Genomic DNA, 18,770 nt, shown 5'->3' on the forward strand with positions numbered 1-18,770 from the left:
ATAATTATATAACTAATAGACTGAATTATATAAATTTAATTTTGCATCTTTATATAGATTTGCATAGTCATGAAAAGTAAAGCTATCTTTCTGTTAGTAATATTTTTGCTCAACACTGTTGTGGGTTTTGGCTGTGCTTTGGGAATGGAGGAGGATCATGATAATCATTCCCATACAAAAGCGGCTGTTCATGAGCACAAAGATCATCAACATAATCATGGAGAGAGCCATGAACATCAGGTTACCTCAATACCAGGTCTGAATTTTTCAAAAGAAGACCCTTGCTGTAAAAAGCTAATAAATGAGCTGACTATTCAAAGTAAACTAATCCCGGGAAGTGCTAAGGTGCTAGTCGTTTTACCAGTAGTATGGCTTACCAATTACGCTTATACTTTACTAGTTCCGGTGAGTAGCATCGAACCAGATCAAAGTGGTTACGTAGACCATAGGTATCGACCCCCAAACGAAGATATTCGAATAAGTATCCAAAGTTTTCAGATATAAGATTTAATGGGTTTGCTAAACAGCCAGTTTACTGCTGTTAGTGAACAAATACATTTCACATGGCTATTGCTATGTCCAAAAATTAGTATAAACATTAAATTATTACATCATGAAATATATATATTTAGTAGTTGCCTTAGTTGCAACTGCATGGATTAAACCTGTGTTTGCACAAAACAGCCAAACACAATCTTTATTAACGTCTTACTATGACATCAAAAATGCATTGGTAAGCTCCGATGCTACTGCTGCTGCCTCCAAAGCCAGCGAGTTTTCTAAAGTATTGAGCAGTATGGATATGAAATCAATGCCAAAGGAAGAAATGACAGCCTTTATGGGGCTTCAGGATAAACTGGAATTTGATGCTAAACATATCTCAGAGACAAAGGAAATCGCACATCAAAGAGAGCACTTTGCCAATTTCTCTACTAATCTTTTTAAACTAGCTAAAGCGGTAAAGCTTACCAAAGAGCCAGTCTATTACGACTATTGCCCAATGAAAAAAAGCTATTGGCTTTCTGATAATGCAGCAATTAAAAACCCCTATTTCGGTAAACAGATGTTAACCTGTGGAGCAGTAAAGGAAACTTTAAAGTAATTCCGTTTGTTAATTGTACAGTTCGCCCTTTATTTAGACGTTTAGCTGTACAATTAACTTTCGGATTTTATCAAATAATTCTGCTATAGGATAATACAAATAAACTTTGTTCCCCTGAGCAGGCAATCAACCATTTAAAAGATTTTAATTAAAATACGATGAAAACATTAATTTATAGCTCGGCTTTTTCCTTACTATTTCTAGCAGCCTGCTCTAATGGCAGTAATAAAACTCAAACAACGGCTCTGTCAGACTCTACAGCAACCAAGACAGTTGTAACAGAACCTTCAGAAAAAGGTGCCTCTACTTCGGAACTGTTAAGTTCATATCTAAAATTAAAAAATGCTCTTACAGCTGATAACGATAAAGACGCAGCAACTGCCGGAAATGAAATGGTAACGGCGTTTGCCAATTTTGACAAAAAAGCCTTAACACCAGAGCAGGATAAAGCTTATACCGACATATACGATGATGGTAAAGAACATGCTGAACACATTGGTGCTAATGCCGGAAATATTGCACATCAGCGTGAACATTTCGATATGTTGAGCAAAGATATGTACGATCTTGTTAAACTACTTGGAACGGGTCAACTGGTGTATGTTGACCACTGCCCAATGTATAATAAAAATAAGGGCGCAATCTGGTTGAGCGAAGTGAAGGATATTAAAAACCCTTATCTTGGAAAAGCGATGCCAACTTGTGGTACGGTTAAAGAGGAATTAAAATAACAGCCATGAAAGGCATAAAAAAAATACTTCTTGGATTATTGGTAATCCTTGTAATTATCCAATTTATACAACCTGCCCGCAACAAAAGTGGGCAGGCTATGCCTAATGATATTTCCAAAATGGTTGCCATGCCAGATGATGTACAGGGTATCTTGAAAAAAGCCTGCTATGATTGCCATAGTAACAACACCAGGTACCCATGGTATGCCAATGTGCAACCTTTGAATTGGTTCTTGGACAATCATGTACAATCTGGTAAAGCAGAATTGAATTTCAACGAATTTGGCGCTTATACCTCCAGAAGACAACAGAGCAAATTGCGCTCTATTGAGAATAGCTTAAAAGATGGTACGATGCCCCTTTCTTCATATACCCTCATCCATAGAAATGCCATTTTGAGCGAAGCGGAAAAATCGCTAATTACAAATTGGGTTCAAAAATCAAAAGATAGCTTAAACAAAAAGAATTTTTAACCAACATTAATCACCAATGAAATGAAAAATTTATTAACAGCGTTTTTACTAATCTTTTATGCTGTAGCTTCCGCTCAGGATATGAAGGGAATGAAAATGCCAAAACAGGAAAACAATAAGCCGGTCGAGGCTATCTATACCTGTTCGATGCACCCGGAAATACAATCTAGCAAACCTGGTAATTGCCCGAAATGTGGTATGAAGCTCGTCGTTCAAAAAGTAAAAACTGTTAAACCGAAAGCTTCCGCTCCCGATAAAAAAGCGCAGCCTGCAAAGACTTCAGATATGGGAGATATGAAAATGCCTATGAAGGAGATGCCTAAAAAGAATGACGGAATGGAAGATATGGGTGGTATGGATATGGGAGATAACAGTGTTACGATGGAAAATATAAAAAAGGCAAAAGCAAATTTGGGACCTATTAAAACCATTACAAATAACCAAGCCCCTCGCACCGTTCGCTATGACCTTTATATTGCCGATACCACAGTAACATTCGGAAAGAAAACAAAGCGGGCAATTGCCGTAAATGGTCAAATCCCTATGCCAACATTAACTTTTACAGAAGGTGATACGGCTTTGATCTATGTGCATAATAACCTGGATGAGGAGACAGCCTTGCACTGGCATGGCCTGTTTTTGCCGAACAAGATGGATGGAGTTCCTTTCCTTACACAAATGCCTATTAAACCCCACTCTACGTATATCTATAAATTCCCCATTGTTCAGCATGGCACGCATTGGTACCATAGCCATAGCGGACTTCAGGAGCAGATCGGAATGTATGGAGCATTTATTATGAACAAAAGAAAAGAATGGGATATTCCAACTATTCCAGTGGTATTGAGTGAGTGGACAGACATGAAGCCTGCAGAGGTGCAACGAAGCCTGAAAAACGCCAACGATTGGTTTGCCATTAAAAAAGGAACAACCCAAAGTTATGCCGAGGCAATCAGAACAGGACACTTCAAAACCAAAATCAACAATGAGTGGAAGCGAATGAATGCGATGGATGTGAGTGATGTATATTATGATACCTTTCTAATCAATGGCAAAAACCAGAATGTTCAGCCACAATTTAAAGCAGGCGACAAAGTAAGGCTGCGCATTGCCAATGGCGGGGCATCAGATTATTTCTGGTTGACCTACTCAGGTGGTAAAATAACTGTGGTAGCTACCGATGGGAATGATGTAGAGCCTGTAGAAGTTGATCGCTTGATTATAGCGGTATCGGAAACGTATGATGTGGTAGTAACTATTCCTGAAAATAAAAGCTATGAATTTTTGGTAACACCAGAAGATCGTACCAAATCAGCCTCTTTATGGCTAGGTAAGGGTGAAAAAGTCCCTGCCCAGAAACTGCCAAAACTGAAATATTTTGCCGGGATGAAAATGATGAACGACATGATGGACATGAGCGGTAACATGGTCCAAATGGAAGGTATGAAAATGCAGAACCAGGCCATGGATATGAATACCGTGATGTATCCAGAAGTAACCGGAGAGGAAAATCCGAAAAAAGAAAACAAAAAAGCAGCAATGCCAGGTATGCAGATGCCGAACGATAAAAGTATAGCAGGAATGAATATGGGTGCTGATAATGCGGACATCGTTACCTTAAACTATGGAATGCTCCGCGATCCTAAGAAAACAACTTTGCCTAAAGGCCCATGGAAAGAGCTGAAGTTTGACCTTACCGGTAATATGAACCGCTATGTCTGGACTTTGGATGACAAAACGGTTTCTGAAAGTGATAAAATACTCATCAAGAAAGGCGAAAATGTGAGGATCATCCTATTCAACAACAGCATGATGCGCCATCCTATGCACCTTCATGGGCATGATTTTAGGGTGCTAAATGAACAAGGTGAAAATGCCCCTATGAAAAACGTTATCGATATCATGCCAATGGAGCGAGACACAATTGAATTTGCTGCTACCGAACCAGGGGGTGATTGGTTTTTCCATTGTCATATCCTTTACCACATGATGAGCGGTATGGGAAGGGTATTCAGTTATGAAAATTCGCCACCTAACCCCGAAATCCCTAATCCCAAATTAGCGCAACGCAAATTGTTCAGTGATGATAGGGAATTTCATCCAATGGCAAGGGTTGGAATAGAAACCAATGGTAGTGATGGTGAAATTATGCTGGCCAATACCCGCTATCGTTTCACAACAGAATGGAGAATTGGCTTTGATAAAGAAATGGGCTATGAAAGCGAAAGTCACTTTGGAAGGTACATCGGGCGAAACCAATGGCTATTACCTTATGTTGGCTGGGACTTTAGAAAAAGGACTATTAATCCATTGGACAAAAATATTTTTGGACAATCCCTATCACCAGGAAACAACGTTTTTGGACAGCGCAATACCAAGAACTTCAGACAGGTATTTCATTTAGGGGTACAGTATACCCTGCCGATGCTAATTATTGCTGATGCCTCTGTCGACCATAAAGGAAATGTGAGGTTTCAGTTGATGCGAGAAGATGTTCCTATTTCCAAAAGACTGCGGTTTCAATTTATGGTGAATACAGACAAGGAATATATGGCCGGATTTAGATATATCGTCACTAAGTACTTTGGATTATCTACCCACTATGATAGTGACATGGGCTATGGTGCCGGACTTACATTAAGTTATTAATCATCACATTATGACGCATACCTATAAAATAACCGGAATGAGCTGCCAGGGTTGCCGAACCAAGGTTGAAAAAGCATTGGATGGAATTGATGGCATTTCTGCTGAGGTTACATTGGAGCCTGCAGAGGCAATAATAACTATGGATAAGCATATCCAGATTGAAAAATTGCAGGAGGCATTATCAGCTGTGGGAAATTACAGCATTGAAAAGAAAACTCATGAGCCACATAAGCCCATGCACAAGCACTCTGATCATCTTCCTCATCAATCAGGCCATGGACACCATGGCGTAGCTCCCGTAAAGGTCAGTAAAAATGAAACTGGTGGGGTCTACTACTGCCCAATGCATTGTGAAGGAGATAAAACCTATGATAAACCTGGGCATTGCCCAGTTTGTGGAATGGATTTGCTAAAGCAACCTACATTAAAGCAAGCCGCACAATTTACCTGTCCAATGCACCCCGAAATTATTAGGGATCAACCAGGTGCATGTCCAATATGTGGAATGGATTTGGTGCCCACAGGAGCTAATCTAGAAGAGGAAGATAAAACTTATAAAACGCTTTTACGCAAGTTTAAGATTGCAACGGTTTTTACCGTGCCTATCTTTTTGATTGCAATGTCAGAAATGATACCGGGTAATCCGATCTTTAAGTTAATGGAGCTTAAATATTGGAACTGGGTTCAATTTGCGTTTTCCATTCCGGTAGTTTTTTATGCAACATGGATGTTCTTTCAACGTGCGTGGCAATCTATAATTACATGGAAACTCAATATGTTTACCTTGATTGGTATTGGTGCGGGGGTGGCTTGGCTTTTTAGTCTTGTTGCCCTGCTATTTCCTGATATTTTTCCCGATCAGTTTAAAACCCACCATGGTACAGTCTATGTTTATTTTGAAGCGGCAACCGTGATTCTGACTTTGGTTTTGCTAGGTCAGCTTTTGGAAGCTAGGGCGCATGGCAAAACCAATAGCGCCATTAAAGAATTATTAAAACTTGCTCCTAATACGGCTACAAAGGTGGTGGGAGATAAAGAAATATCAGTTTCTATTGATGATATCCAAAAAGGAGATTTGTTAAGAGTAAAGCCAGGCGAAAAAATACCAGTAGATGGTAGTATTAAAACAGGGGAAGCCATCATTGATGAATCCATGATTACCGGTGAACCTGTCCCAGTGGAGAAACAGACTGGAGACAAGGTAAGTTCAGGTACAATCAACGGAAATAAGACTTTTGTAATGCTTGCTGAAAAAGTGGGTTCGCAAACTCTGTTGTCCCAGATCATAGAAATGGTTAATTCTGCCAGTCGTTCAAAAGCACCCATTCAAAAGATGGCCGATAAAATTTCGGGATATTTTGTGCCTGTTGTGGTATTGATTGCTATAGCCACATTTATAGTTTGGGCAATCTACGGGCCTGAACCATCTTATGTTTACGCATTTGTAAATGCTATTGCAGTATTGATTATTGCCTGTCCATGTGCGCTTGGTTTGGCTACGCCTATGTCGGTAATGGTAGGTGTAGGAAAAGGCGCCCAGTCTGGTATACTTATCAAAAATGCAGAATCTTTAGAGAAAATGAATGCAATAGATGTTGTAATCATTGATAAAACGGGAACGGTTACAGAAGGGAAACCTTCAGTTGAAAAAGTAATTAGTGTAAATCCAGCATTTACTGAAAAAGAAGTTCTTGAAAAAATAGTGGCATTAAATAGTAGCAGTGAGCACCCTTTGGCGCAGGCAACCATGCGTTATGGCGAAGAAAACAAAGTAAGGGTTCAACCAATCTCAAATTTTGAGGCGGTAACTGGTAAAGGAGTTATAGGTAAGCTTGGCAAGGAGGAACTTGCTTTGGGAAATCAAAAATTAATGGAATATGTTAAAGCCGAAATTGCGCCTGATTTGGAAAATCAAGTCAAATCTGCTCAAAAGCAAGGGAAAACGATTTCTTATCTAGCTGTTGGAAATAAGGCAATTGGGTTTGTGGTGATTTCTGATAAAATTAAGGCTTCGAGCAAAGAAGCTATTCTTAAACTTCAACAAGAAGGTTTAAAGGTAATTATGTTTACTGGGGATAATGAAGATACGGCAAGGGCGGTAAGTGAAACCCTAAACCTTGATGGCTTCAAAGCAGGCATGCTCCCAGAGGATAAGTTGAACGAAATTAAAAAACTACAGGCCGAAGGTAAAAAGGTTGCAATGGCGGGTGATGGTATTAATGATGCTCCTGCGCTTTCGCAGGCAGATATTGGTGTCGCAATGGGTACAGGAACAGATGTGGCTATTGAAAGTGCGGCAATCACTCTGGTAAAAGGTGACCTAAATGGAATTGCAAAAGCAAGGTTGTTGAGCCATAAAGTAATGGGCAATATAAAAGGTAACCTTTTCTTCGCTCTTGGATATAATGTATTGGGAATACCTGTAGCTGCGGGACTTTTGTACCCGGTTTTTGGAATTTTATTATCTCCAATGATTGCAGCACTAGCGATGAGCTTCAGTTCAGTATCTGTTATTTTAAATTCCTTACGCTTGAAAAGCGTAAAACTTAAGTAATACCTAAGTTATCCCATAGTTTACAGGGCTATATAAAAGTTTTAAAATGCTTTTGTATAGTCTTTTCGAATCAGAGAATTAAAAACGCTTCAAACCCTACTCTTTTGATATAGGTCTAAAAATGATTGCTTGCCAGTACATTATGTGTTGCCTCTAGGCATATAAATAATAATATAGGCTCCAAATAGGCCTATGCCTGTTTCGATAATATCCCACCTGTCCCTTAGGTTTAAAACCATCAACTTTCCAAGCAGATAACAAAGCTAACGAGATAAAAATACCACAGTATGTCACCTAAACCCTGCCAAAGTTTGCTGTATGAAAAGTAGCAACAATGCCATAAGCAACCAAGACGATCGCACCGATAATTCCGCACCAAAGCGGTCTGTCTTAATAACTAGCCGATGTTACCTTTAGGCAGAGGGTAAATATATATATCACTGGGACAATCTATTACCATGTCCTTGGATTGTCGATTGATTTCAAACCATCTAAAGTATTGCACAAAATTTGCACAAAAAAAATCGCCTGTTCTCCAGAGTCAATCCGCGGAAGTTCGACCTTATTTGAACATTGTGAAGCTGTCGTAAATTTTGACAAATTGGTAAAATATAAAATTGTGGGTTAGTATCGTAAGAAAAAGTTTTAACGCTTTAATATATCGCCATTACAAAAATATTCTTCCTCATTGGCAGCACATCACGCAATGAGAGTATATAGATTTTAAATAAACACGCCCCACGGGTATTCCATGGGGCGTAAATTTTACTTAGACTTTTTTACGGTCTGGACATATGTAGTTTTAGGACTACGCTTAACCTGCTGATTTGAAACAAATCTACCGGTGATTGCACTTTTGTTAACCTTCACTGTGATCTTGGCCATCGCATCATACCTCCTTTCTTGGTTCTAATAATTAAAAATTAAACAATGCCTTTATAAACTCAAGCCAACTGCGTTTCCGTTTAGGAATATCATTTTGAAATGAAATATTTGGCTTTTCAATATGCGCTTCAGGTTTTGAATCATAGAATTCATCTCTCCGTTTCTGTTCCCTTTTTCTTCCATCTTTCACCTGTTGATCGGTCCATGACCCAGAATGCCTTATCTTACTTCTGGTTATCCAATAGTGAGATCGGCATTTGAACTCCCAAAGTCCAATAGATGGACTAAGTGAAATTGTTTCTCCGTCAAATTTCAGTTGCCAGTCTGTAGGGGAAATTGGCGTAACAACTTCATTGCCACAACCGCAAACACAAAGATGGATAGCAGTGCGCCTTGATCCAGATATGTAAAGAACTCCCTCTTCCAAGTGATCAGGGATTGCTTCTACAAACTTATGACTGAGTGTCTCCATTTAAAATCTCTCCTACATTTAAGGTGAACGAAGAATGATGTTCACGACGACGATCTTGATAAAAGCCAATGAGTTTCTTCCATTTAAGGATAGCAAAAATCGCATTTTGAGCATTCAGCTCAGCAATCTGGATATTCTCATCATATTCATTATCCTCTACGTCACCGGTTGGTATCCTTTCGCTCAGATGATCATTTTTTTCAGTGGTTCCGGTAGTAGTTCTGAGCAGAGCAGTTAATTCACCGTCCACTAAGGTCACACCCATTCCAGTATCGATGAAAGAAATTCCTAGCGGCAGCAGCAGGTCTATGATCTCCCTGCGTACCGAGTTCTTATCTACGCAAATGAAGACATAATCCAGGTTTTGTAGAAGTTGAACACTCGCAGAAGTTATGTAACTGTGATGCGGAACTATTCTTTTGTGCATCTTCGAATAGATTTCGAAGAAATAATCCACCTTTGCCTTACGCATTTCAAGATCAATGATAGAGGTTGCTCCCGGAGCCCTAAAACTATTATGTACGTTAAACTCATCCCCGTCAAATAAATGGATTTCCTGAACAGGCGTTTTAGCAACAAAGTCAAGTACATAAGAACCAGTCCCACCAAGTCCAATGATGCCAATTTTAAGCCCCTTAAACTTCTCTGTCAGCTGCAAAATATTTGCACGGCTTGAGTTGGTATCATAATACATAAATACGCCCTCTTTCTCGTCGTCTTCCATTGGCTTATATGTTCTGGCCGTAGCTGATGGATCTGCAGCTTTGGCCGCTACACTGATCAAGCTGGCATATCGCACAATTTTATCATAGTAGTTCGCATATTTGCCACTTGCCGGTTTGCTGGACAGGTAATAATTGCCAATTAAGCCATTCACCAAAGGTGCATTTTGCATCGAATTGATAATTTCGCTCATAGGCTGACCGGTAAAATGGCACGGCTGCTCTCCACAGAAATACATCGTATGATCATTTGGTGATCCTGCAAGTGTTGGAGTGGCTAAGTTTAAAGCGCATACCAATTTTCCATGCTTTATTTCGCGTTCGCTATTGAGATAGGGTATATGGTGGATACAAACGTATCCACCATTGATTTCAATTTCATACCCTTCGTCCCTTATCTGCTTCAGATCGGGACTAAGACTTATCAGTTGGTGCTGCATTGAACATCATTTTATTAGTTACAAATACACTCACACCTTTGGCCAATTCGCCCTTTGGATTCTGGGGCGGTCCGTCAAAATAAGTTACCAAATATGCCTTTTCTGCACCATTATCAGGTTTACCCTCACGGGCAATAGCAACAACTTGATCATGGGAAATAGTTTTCTCTTTCCACGTCTTGTCTCTACCATTTACGCTGATAACTACCTCAAATGGTTTAGAAACAGAAATGAAATTTTCCTTTCCGTCACGTGCCAAGTCAACAACCTCATCGTTTTCAATCAGATCATCTTGCCAGTCGCCTTTGATGTCCAAGTAGAGCAAATCATGCTCAGGAATTTTTCCAAGTTCCCTGATCTGGATACCTCTAATAAATTGCTTATACCAAGTAAAGGGTTGCTTATTGATAGTAAAGTGTAGCTTCCTTTTTACGAAGAGGTACTCCGTCTCAGGTCTTGCCAGATTTAACCTGGTATCATTTTCTATAAGCTCGTCTTTGTAAGGCTTGCTAATCGATAGGTACAATTCGGTATCTAAAGGGATATTGCCTAACTTTTTTAACTCAGCACCAGTCTTATACTGATCATAAGTTTCATATTCTTTGCCCTCAATTACGAATTTTAAAGGGACTTTTAATTTACCTTCCATCTTTTCAGATTTTATTTTTTAAAAAAACTAACACGCGCCGTTCTATCATTTCGAAGGCGAAAACTGGCGTACCAGGCATTTCAATTGATTTTTTTGTTACTTTTTTAAATTTTAAATTCAACAATACAGGCCCAATCATGACATTTGTATTTGTCTGAGCTGGTTGAAATTACCGTGATGACTTGCAGAATTGCGAAAAAGGGGGTAAGTTTGAAGTGCGAAATCAATTTACCTTTAAGTCTAGAGCTAACAAAGCTTTTGTCTTAATCGAAAATTCTACGAGCCAGGGTGCTTTCTGCCTTGGCTTTTTTATGTCTATATAATTTGTTTTACATCATTAATATCTATTGATCCTCCCATCATTGTTATCTCATTTACTAAGGTTGTCACTAACCACTCCTTGTTGAAGGACTGAATATTTAAATCCTTTCTGGCGATCTCTCTCAGCAGTTCGTCCTCACTTACAAGCTTAAACTTATTTTCCTTTGCAAGAACTAGAGCTGACACAGTTTTAATAATAAACTTTGGCCTGTACTGCTGGTGCAATGCTGAAATAGTTTTCATTTGGTGCTCATCCAACCCCACAACCTTAAGCATTCCCTCCTGAAGCATAAGTTTCGCGTGGGACTTATCATAGTTATGTGTAGTTGGCACATGGTCATAACAGAAATCCGTTATATAAAAATTGAGCTCCTGGTTATTGAAGTACTTCAGTATGCCAGAACGGAATAACCTTGCTGCAAGATGTATCTCTGTTATAACTATGCTATTCATTTTAAAACTCTAATTGCTGTCTAGATACTTGTCTGAACTCAGACTCATCCCTCCTTGCAAGTTTAGCCGCCTTATCAAAACCTATTTTTCTTTCACTAAGGCATCGATATAGCATCTGCAAGAACTTCTGAGGTTCCTCAGTCCCATTGAACTGTCCGTAGTCACGATCAGGGAAATCATAATTTTTCCATTTTGTGTAAGCCTCATAAGTAATTAAATTCGTTACTCTGGCTCGAACCATGATTGCCGCAATTGATATCCCGTACAGCTCCTTTATTCTTCGCAGTTCTGGCATCGAGATAGCTGTCCTGTTTTTGCCAAACTCCTGAAGCAATATTTCTGAAGGAAGCAATACAGCGCCTGCAAAGGCATCGCAAAGCTTTTCGATAGTGTCCAGATCTAAAGTTTCTGACATCACTAACAAAAGGTGGCCAAGTTCGTGTAAAATGGTAAATCTAACTCTGGAAATATCCTGCTGGCGACCGTTTAGTACTATAACAGGCACCTTCCTGTTTTCAGCCCAACCAGACAATCCCTCATGATTATAGTTAAATCCAAAATCAATTTTAATAATTCTTATCCCTCTCTTTTCAAGCAAGTTGGATATATTGTAAATTGGCCCATCCCCAAGTTTCCAGCGCTTTCTCAGTTGTTTTGCAGCTTTCTCAGCGTCGGAGGCATTGTTGATCAGAATATCCTCCAAAGGATTTTGAAAATCAATGAATTCCTTAGCAATAGCTTCTAACTCTAGATAATCGTTCAGCATTGTGCTTGTTAAATTTTCAATTTCTGCCCGCTGGTTTTTAGTAAGCAACATTCCCTCTCTATAATTTACATTATGCATAGTGAACTGAACATTGCAATCATTGTAAAAATAATCGAGCTCCAGCTCCAATGCTTGCGCTATAGCAAGCAATGTTTTACTATCTGGCGTTCTCACGCCGCTTTCCCAATGACCTATAGCCTGTTTTGAATAGTCAATCATGTTAGCAAGCTCCTCCATTGTTAACCCACGCAGCATTCTAGCTCTCGTCAGGTTGGTAGCAACTACATTTTCCATTTTATCCTTTATTTGTTATAGACAAATATAGGAATTTAAAATTTGTCTACAAAAATTTATTTTATTATTTTTTGATAAAACGGTAACACCCTGAAATCTGTTTCCTACTAAAACCATAATGGCCCAAAAATATAAAATCTAAATCTATCAAGCAAGAATTGATAAATTTATTTTTATAATTAGTGCTGTTTGATAAATTTAGATTATTTCACTAACTTTGATCAATGAAATCACTTGGCGCAACTTTAAAAGAAGCAAGAGAATTGGTGCCTTTCACTTTACGACAAGTAGAGGAGGCTACAGGGATATCGAATGCCTACTTAAGTCAGCTTGAAAATGATAAGATAAAAAAGCCATCCGCTAACATACTGTATAAGTTGGCATCTGTTTATAAAATCGAACTTAATATGCTTCTGAGTGCTTCGGGCATTATAGAAAAATCTACAAACCCAGAGAATGCTGATAAACCAGATAATAAATGGTTAAATAGGCTCGCATTTTATTCGGAAGATTTTACCGAGCAACAACAGAACGAAATATTGGAGTTCATTAAATACATGAAATTCAAGAATAAGAATGGTTGATCTCCATACCCGGAAGGACATTGAGAGGCTTTCAATGGACATCTTAAAACAGTCAAAAAGCCTCGATATATTTCCGACACCAGTGGACCAGATCGTTCAGTTCTCGGAACTTGTTTTTGAAGGCAGTGTAGATTTGTCTGATGCAGACCCATCATTTATGGAAAGGCTATCATCTAATTTTGCCAGCATTTGGAACATGGTCAGGGGTTTTCTAGATCGTACCGAAAGAACTATCTATATAGATTTAAAGCAATTGCCTACTAGGCAAAACTTTGTAAAGCTTCATGAAGTGGGACACTATGTGCTACCATGGCAAAAGCAGATTATGCAACATTTGGATAACGACAGTACCCTAAGCCACCTCACTAAAGAAGAATTCGAGGTGGAGGCTAATTATTTCTCCTCTCTAACTTTATTTCAGCATGACCGTTTCAATAGCGAAATGGATAAACTTGAATTGAGCCTAAAGGCAGGTATGGCACTAGGGAAACTTTTTGGAGGCTCTACTCATGCGGCATTACGCAGACTGGTTGAACAGACCAAGAAGAGATGTGCGTTGATTGTACTCGAAAGGTTTACTGATGTACCTAAAAATAAGCCTCAATGTGGTAAAAAGGATCTATTTCAATCTAAAAACTTTACGGCAGACTTTGGAGAGCTAGATATTCCTGATGAATTCGGATACAAATGGAATTTTGCCAGAGATTATATGTTTAAGAAGAAGTTTCACGAAGATGGCCAGATAACCCTTGATACTGCCGAAGGCAAAGTTGATTTCAGTTACCATTTTTTTGATAACAACTATAATGGGTTTGTTTTTATATTCCCCGTGGGAGAAATGCAAAAAACAAGAACGAAGATTTTATTGCAGAACCAACTATAACTTAATCAGCATCTTAAATAAATTCAATCTTGGTATATTATTTGATTCTTTCATAACAATTGTTAAATTTGTATATGCCATTGAAGAAAGCACATATCACTACCAGTACCCGCCAACCTAAACAGTTAAAAACTGTGAAAGTGGTTTTGAAAGGTGTGCCTGGAACTGCGATTAAGGGCAAAGTCAAAAAATCTTCGGTTGTTTCAGGTGTGGCAAAAAAATCGTTTGTCGGCATGATTAAACAAAAACAGGTTATTGCTCTGGCACTACAAAAAGGAGAATCAATAACTCAAATCAAAGGCATCAGGTTTGTTAAGCCCTTCTGAGTTATATTCTTACGAATCAGGTTATTTTTTCTATACCAGCGACAAGAGGTATTTTAATATCTATTTTAGTGTCTATACTATAGAACTGGAAGAAAACGGAGCGCTAAGATCTGAAGATAAAATAATGATCGGTTTATCGCCGATACCAGGAGTTCCACAACCTTACACTGAGGAAGAACTTGGTTTTAGCAATGGTAAACCCCGAGATGAAATCAATACCGCAATGGTCACTGCTATCAAGAAATTTTTTAATAGCAGTCCAAAAGAAATACTGCTGTACCTACTTTCCACTCAGAAAGGACAACAAGCGGCAAGAAAAAAACGGTTCGCAAGCATCGTGGATCAGCTTGGTGAAGAAATTACTTGCTACAACTATGAGTTTGACAACGGGTTTCCCGACAATGGATTTCTTGTGCTTACAAACAATCCAGACAGTGAAGCCATCAAGGCATTATTCGATGAGTATGTCAAGCAATTTTCCAATGAATAATAACACCTTATTTACCATGAAATCCCACTTCATAAGGAGCAGGATTTTATAATCTAGAAAGCAGTTTTTCAACTATTTATCTACATTTTTTTCTTTCATCTCTTTACTGATATGCATAGCCCGTTTTCGAGGTAGCGGCTTAGCTGTTGAAAAAATATATTACTCGTTTGATCGGACTTATCTAGTTTCAAATCTTAGTTTACCCCAGAATGAACAATTATAGAAACAATAACTTCCCATGATGGTGTAAACTAAAGAGGTGATCTAGGTATAAATAAGTTTTTGAGTAGTGCTTTTTTTGTCAATATATTCCAATTTTAGTTGTTGGAATACTTGCTATGAAATATTCGAGCAAATTATTGCAATACAAGGACTAATCGAAAGTTTTTTATCATTTCTAATCTTAAATGATTCACTAATATTTTAAAATATTGAATTTAATCAAACTATGGGAACTTAAATTCTGTAGTGAATTGGTCGAAAATGCGAAATGTCCAGTTTAAGTTGAGAACTTGTTCTTTATGATTTCTATAAGTTCACTGTAGTGCTTTCCACTCTGAGAAAGTTCATCAAATGGTATTTTTACCCTTGGATCAGTTATGCAGGGAATCTCCAGAGGAATTTTTCCTGTTTTACTTTCTTGGTATATATTATAGAACGTGCGGATTTTTTCATTGTGAATCTCAGTTAAACGTGAAAGGGATGTATGGATGGTGAGATTTGATTTAATATATTCAATACTAGCATCTTCGTTCAACGGACGCTGAAGAGTACAAACAATGTAGTTTGAGGCGTCATTCTCTGATTCCATGACTTGCGTTGGCGAAAAGCTGAATGGAAGGTCAGTTCCAAATTTATAGGATTTTACTTCCAGTTTAAGTACTCGGGTTGGATCAGATTTACGGAATATGCCAATATCAAAGGACCCGGAGTTAGAGTTGTCTGGGATAATATCTAAATTTTCAGACGCCAAAGCGGTCTTTAATAACTGCTCTATATTTTGACCTATTTGCAATCGTTTGTTAAAAACTTCCTTTTTCTCCATGAATATTTCTGCCTTCCGAAGAAATTCTTCTACGCCCCGCTCACCCAGCTGACTCTGCATGTCTTCAATTTTATTGATAGTCTTTTCAATCGTAGCAGCCGAAAGATTAGAGTTATTGATCTTTTTGGCAAGTCCAAATTTTTCCTTGTTTTTAAGAATATCAACGAGGTCTTTTGAGAACGATATCAATGAATATAGCTTGTCTGCATGATAAGGCAATTCTTTGAAATATCGTTCCCAGCTTTTATTGGAGTCCCACCATTGCAATAATTCTAATAAATCATTTCTATATACCTCTTTGTGTTGTTCGCTATCCGATAAAATGCGTTTTGAAATATCTAGGACACATCCATCTATTGCAGCAGCGAGTTCGAACATCGATTTGGCTGGTAAAGTAGCTAACTTTATGCCATCCAGTAGTAAAAAAGAATTCCAGTCTTGACTTTTATCGAAGAATAAAAGATTTTTTATGAGTTGCTTTGGAAGAGCGATATGTTCAGCATATAAGCCGTTATTGAACCCGTATGGGCGGTACATTCTTTCCTTGTCACCTTCTTCACCATGCGCACAAAAATCTCCATATTGATTTGGTATTATATTGTTCCAATGCATAAGTGCTTCAAAGTCCTTTTTGTCTTGGAAATTTAAAAAATCATTCAACCAGATAATCGTTTCATTTTTTTCTTTACCAAGTAGGGATGAAAGCCCGGATATATTCTGGGTTTCAGCAATTTTATTGTTGATAAGGCGAATCATATGTTTGATTGTATTATCAATTTTAAAATAATTGAAAAATGGTATCGTTTTCTTACTTATCTCATTAAATATGTCTTGGCTGTAGGCTAGCATTTGTTTCTTGAGATTATTGCCAGTTTCCGTATCTGACTGAAAACTCAATAAACGCTGCAGTATTTTTTCAGTGGATTTGATATTCAGGAGTTCATTATAGTCTTTTGGGGCAAGCAATAATTCATTTATTTTATGACTTGCATCTTCCATCTTGTAGGAATCAAAGTCATATTTACAATTGGTAATTTTACGGTGAATTAGAATTTTAAACCAATCTTCTTCTGGATCCAGATTTCTCAAAATACAAATTATATTTGGATCGATCATGGATTCCGGACTTTCAATTTTCAGATCTTTGGCTAATTTAAAATCTCCTTTTTGATTTGGAATAATTGCATATTTATCGAACAAATCGTTGCTGGCCGTATCATCAACTAATTTGTATATTTCATTAAGCCAAGTGAAGGTTTTTTCTCGATCCATTTCCAGCTTTTCGCTCAAGGTGCGAAGTGATGTGCATTCTTTGGATATCGCGCTAAATAAATCCTCAATTTCCAAAATTTTTATAACATTTTCATCACTCCAAAGTATTTCGTGCCAATGTTTGAGATCTTTTTGGACTGGAATTTTGTCTGTAAAGAAATCCCTACAGAAGCCATAGAAAATTTCATTTTGTCGCTCTCGATTTTCGCCAGCTTCACCAATCGAAACAGACGGGAAGAATATCTGGATCTTTCCTTCTTCATCCAATATAGATTTACGCTCTATCTTATTGTCACTAACATCGATTATTTTTGCACTTGCAACGGCACATGCCAATGGGGATGATATTTTGTCTTTGTACCAATTTTTACTTATCCATTCGACTTGAGGAATATTGACAATTTTCGTTATATAAAATAGGTTTTCTGCCGTTGACGATACCGCTTCTAAAAAATCGCGATATAACCCGACAGCCTCCTCCATGATAAGTTTATTAGATGAATCTAACAAAATGGCCTCTCTCGTAACATCATCAGTATATTGCTCATCTGTAAGGGAAACACCGTCCCTTTTTTCATTTGGCTTGAAGGACTTTGAATGCACAATCATTGGAAATTTAACACCATTACTCCCGATCATAGGAAATGTGCTGTAAATAAGTGGTATCTTATCTCCAATTAATTTCTTATAGTCGGTTATTGAATTTTTAAACTTAATTGGTCCGGATTCGAAAGCTTCTACCGGCCAACACAATGTTACCGAGCCAGAACTTTTAAAAACTACCGAGGAAATTTCGTGAAGTCCTATGCCTCTTTTTTGACAGTTTTGTACAGAAAAACCATCAAAAACTTTAAGATCAGCAGGCGTGTAAGTATAATCTTCGGCGCTTACTAGGTTTTGGATTCTGACAGATTCGATTTTGGAATTAAGGACGAAAACTATTGGTAAAGATTGATCAATATCTTTTAATCCTGTCTTTACCTTTTCAATTGAATTGGCGTCATTTAATTGATAAAGGAAACTCGTTTTTGACTTATCTGTCTTTATTTTAGCCTCTAGCGATTCATCATATCTGTCTAAACCATCTGTGATACTTTTTATTCTCTCACCATCAAATCTGTCATCTTCATCCATGAAGTAAGTACGGTCGAGTTGCGTGTTAATTTCAAATTTATCTCCCGATAAGGATTGATAAACCCCTTCAACATCGATTTTGAGTGAGAGGTTATGTGTTGATAAGAAGCCTGTCCCAAATTTACCAACCTTCTTGATGTCAGAACTCTTTTTTCCAGATCTAGGCAATATAAGATTTTTGAAGTCGTCAAATTTATTTGGGTTTTCAGACTCCAAAAAAGGCTCTCCATCATGTTCAAAACGCATTGTTGCGCCAGAAACATCATCATTCAATTTAAAAGTTATATCAATGTTTACCTTTTTATCATCATAATCAGAAATTGTATCAACTGCATTCTGTAACAATTCCCAGAACCATCTTTTAGGACCTGCGCTACTTCTCATTGCAATTGTCACTTTTTGAAGTATTTCTTTTTCGGCTATTATTGCTGCATCTCTATTTTTTGAATTTGACATTTGGCAAAATTTAATGTTTTCCTTAATTATCGATTAATAAATTTTCTATGGAATTACAAACTCATTGAC

At 37.8% G+C, this 18,770-nt stretch carries 17 protein-coding genes; 10 read left to right on the forward strand and 7 right to left on the reverse strand.

What is annotated here, in order from left to right:
• The first annotated feature begins 69 nt into the window (after nucleotides 1-69).
• From ACIQXP_RS19595 to ACIQXP_RS19620, 6 genes are all read left to right on the forward strand, one after another.
• Nucleotides 70-504: a hypothetical protein gene (locus tag ACIQXP_RS19595; protein WP_387507013.1), complete on the forward strand. Its 435-nt coding sequence runs from the start codon at nucleotides 70-72 to the stop codon at nucleotides 502-504.
• A 109-nt stretch (nucleotides 505-613) separates the two neighbouring features.
• Complete coding sequence (locus ACIQXP_RS19600; RefSeq protein WP_387507015.1) at nucleotides 614-1,102, forward strand: DUF3347 domain-containing protein; 489 nt, start codon at nucleotides 614-616, stop codon at nucleotides 1,100-1,102.
• Between the two features lie 158 nt (nucleotides 1,103-1,260).
• Nucleotides 1,261-1,833: a DUF3347 domain-containing protein gene (locus ACIQXP_RS19605; protein WP_387507018.1), complete on the forward strand. Its 573-nt coding sequence runs from the start codon at nucleotides 1,261-1,263 to the stop codon at nucleotides 1,831-1,833.
• A 5-nt stretch (nucleotides 1,834-1,838) separates the two neighbouring features.
• Nucleotides 1,839-2,306: a heme-binding domain-containing protein gene (locus ACIQXP_RS19610; protein WP_387507021.1), complete on the forward strand. Its 468-nt coding sequence runs from the start codon at nucleotides 1,839-1,841 to the stop codon at nucleotides 2,304-2,306.
• Between the two features lie 21 nt (nucleotides 2,307-2,327).
• Nucleotides 2,328-4,955 carry a multicopper oxidase domain-containing protein gene (locus tag ACIQXP_RS19615; RefSeq protein WP_387507023.1) on the forward strand — a complete coding sequence of 876 codons (2,628 nt, stop codon included), beginning with the start codon at nucleotides 2,328-2,330 and terminating at the stop codon, nucleotides 4,953-4,955.
• A 10-nt stretch (nucleotides 4,956-4,965) separates the two neighbouring features.
• Nucleotides 4,966-7,509 carry a heavy metal translocating P-type ATPase gene (locus ACIQXP_RS19620; protein WP_387507026.1) on the forward strand — a complete coding sequence of 848 codons (2,544 nt, stop codon included), beginning with the start codon at nucleotides 4,966-4,968 and terminating at the stop codon, nucleotides 7,507-7,509.
• A gap of 294 nt (nucleotides 7,510-7,803) precedes the next feature.
• On the opposite strand, the gene ACIQXP_RS19625 is transcribed toward ACIQXP_RS19620, so the two are convergent.
• The 6 genes from ACIQXP_RS19625 to ACIQXP_RS19650 form a co-directional block, all read right to left on the reverse strand.
• Entirely contained in the window at nucleotides 7,804-7,860 is a 57-nt protein-coding gene (locus tag ACIQXP_RS19625; RefSeq protein ID WP_387507097.1) for a hypothetical protein, read from the reverse strand.
• Nucleotides 7,861-8,425: 565 nt separating this feature from the next.
• Complete coding sequence (locus tag ACIQXP_RS19630; protein ID WP_387507028.1) at nucleotides 8,426-8,866, reverse strand: ubiquitination-like system serine protease family protein; 441 nt, start codon at nucleotides 8,864-8,866, stop codon at nucleotides 8,426-8,428.
• Nucleotides 8,847-10,028 (reverse strand): ThiF family adenylyltransferase, encoded by a 1,182-nt coding sequence (locus ACIQXP_RS19635; protein WP_387507031.1) that lies wholly within the window; start codon nucleotides 10,026-10,028, stop codon nucleotides 8,847-8,849. The genes ACIQXP_RS19630 and ACIQXP_RS19635 overlap by 20 nt, the downstream gene beginning before the upstream one ends.
• The gene (locus ACIQXP_RS19640; protein WP_387507034.1) at nucleotides 10,003-10,677 is read right to left on the reverse strand and encodes a multiubiquitin domain-containing protein; all 675 of its coding nucleotides are present in this window, start codon (nucleotides 10,675-10,677) and stop codon (nucleotides 10,003-10,005) included. The genes ACIQXP_RS19635 and ACIQXP_RS19640 overlap by 26 nt, the downstream gene beginning before the upstream one ends.
• Nucleotides 10,678-10,992: 315 nt before the next feature.
• Nucleotides 10,993-11,451, reverse strand: a complete 459-nt coding sequence (locus ACIQXP_RS19645) for a hypothetical protein (protein ID WP_356985587.1) — start codon at nucleotides 11,449-11,451, stop codon at nucleotides 10,993-10,995.
• Nucleotide 11,452: 1 nt separating this feature from the next.
• Nucleotides 11,453-12,511, reverse strand: coding sequence for a helix-turn-helix domain-containing protein (locus ACIQXP_RS19650; protein WP_387507037.1), 1,059 nt, complete (start codon nucleotides 12,509-12,511; stop codon nucleotides 11,453-11,455).
• 224 nt (nucleotides 12,512-12,735) lie between these two features.
• Here ACIQXP_RS19650 and ACIQXP_RS19655 point away from each other — a divergent pair, with 224 nt between their 5' ends.
• The 4 genes from ACIQXP_RS19655 to ACIQXP_RS19670 all read left to right on the forward strand — a co-directional run bounded on the left by ACIQXP_RS19655 (nucleotide 12,736) and on the right by ACIQXP_RS19670 (nucleotide 14,794).
• Nucleotides 12,736-13,095, forward strand: a complete 360-nt coding sequence (locus ACIQXP_RS19655) for a helix-turn-helix domain-containing protein (protein ID WP_387507039.1) — start codon at nucleotides 12,736-12,738, stop codon at nucleotides 13,093-13,095.
• A 34-nt stretch (nucleotides 13,096-13,129) separates the two neighbouring features.
• Complete coding sequence (locus tag ACIQXP_RS19660) at nucleotides 13,130-13,978, forward strand: ImmA/IrrE family metallo-endopeptidase (RefSeq protein WP_387507042.1); 849 nt, start codon at nucleotides 13,130-13,132, stop codon at nucleotides 13,976-13,978.
• A gap of 80 nt (nucleotides 13,979-14,058) precedes the next feature.
• Nucleotides 14,059-14,304 (forward strand): hypothetical protein, encoded by a 246-nt coding sequence (locus tag ACIQXP_RS19665; protein ID WP_387507045.1) that lies wholly within the window; start codon nucleotides 14,059-14,061, stop codon nucleotides 14,302-14,304.
• A 124-nt stretch (nucleotides 14,305-14,428) separates the two neighbouring features.
• Nucleotides 14,429-14,794, forward strand: coding sequence for a hypothetical protein (locus ACIQXP_RS19670; protein WP_387507048.1), 366 nt, complete (start codon nucleotides 14,429-14,431; stop codon nucleotides 14,792-14,794).
• 499 nt (nucleotides 14,795-15,293) lie between these two features.
• Here the strand turns inward: ACIQXP_RS19670 and ACIQXP_RS19675 are convergent, their stop codons facing one another.
• Nucleotides 15,294-18,701, reverse strand: a complete 3,408-nt coding sequence (locus ACIQXP_RS19675) for a sacsin N-terminal ATP-binding-like domain-containing protein (protein ID WP_387507051.1) — start codon at nucleotides 18,699-18,701, stop codon at nucleotides 15,294-15,296.
• Nucleotides 18,702-18,770 lie beyond the last annotated feature (69 nt).

Source organism: Pedobacter suwonensis, from assembly GCF_044762335.1.
Classification (GTDB): domain Bacteria; phylum Bacteroidota; class Bacteroidia; order Sphingobacteriales; family Sphingobacteriaceae; genus Pedobacter.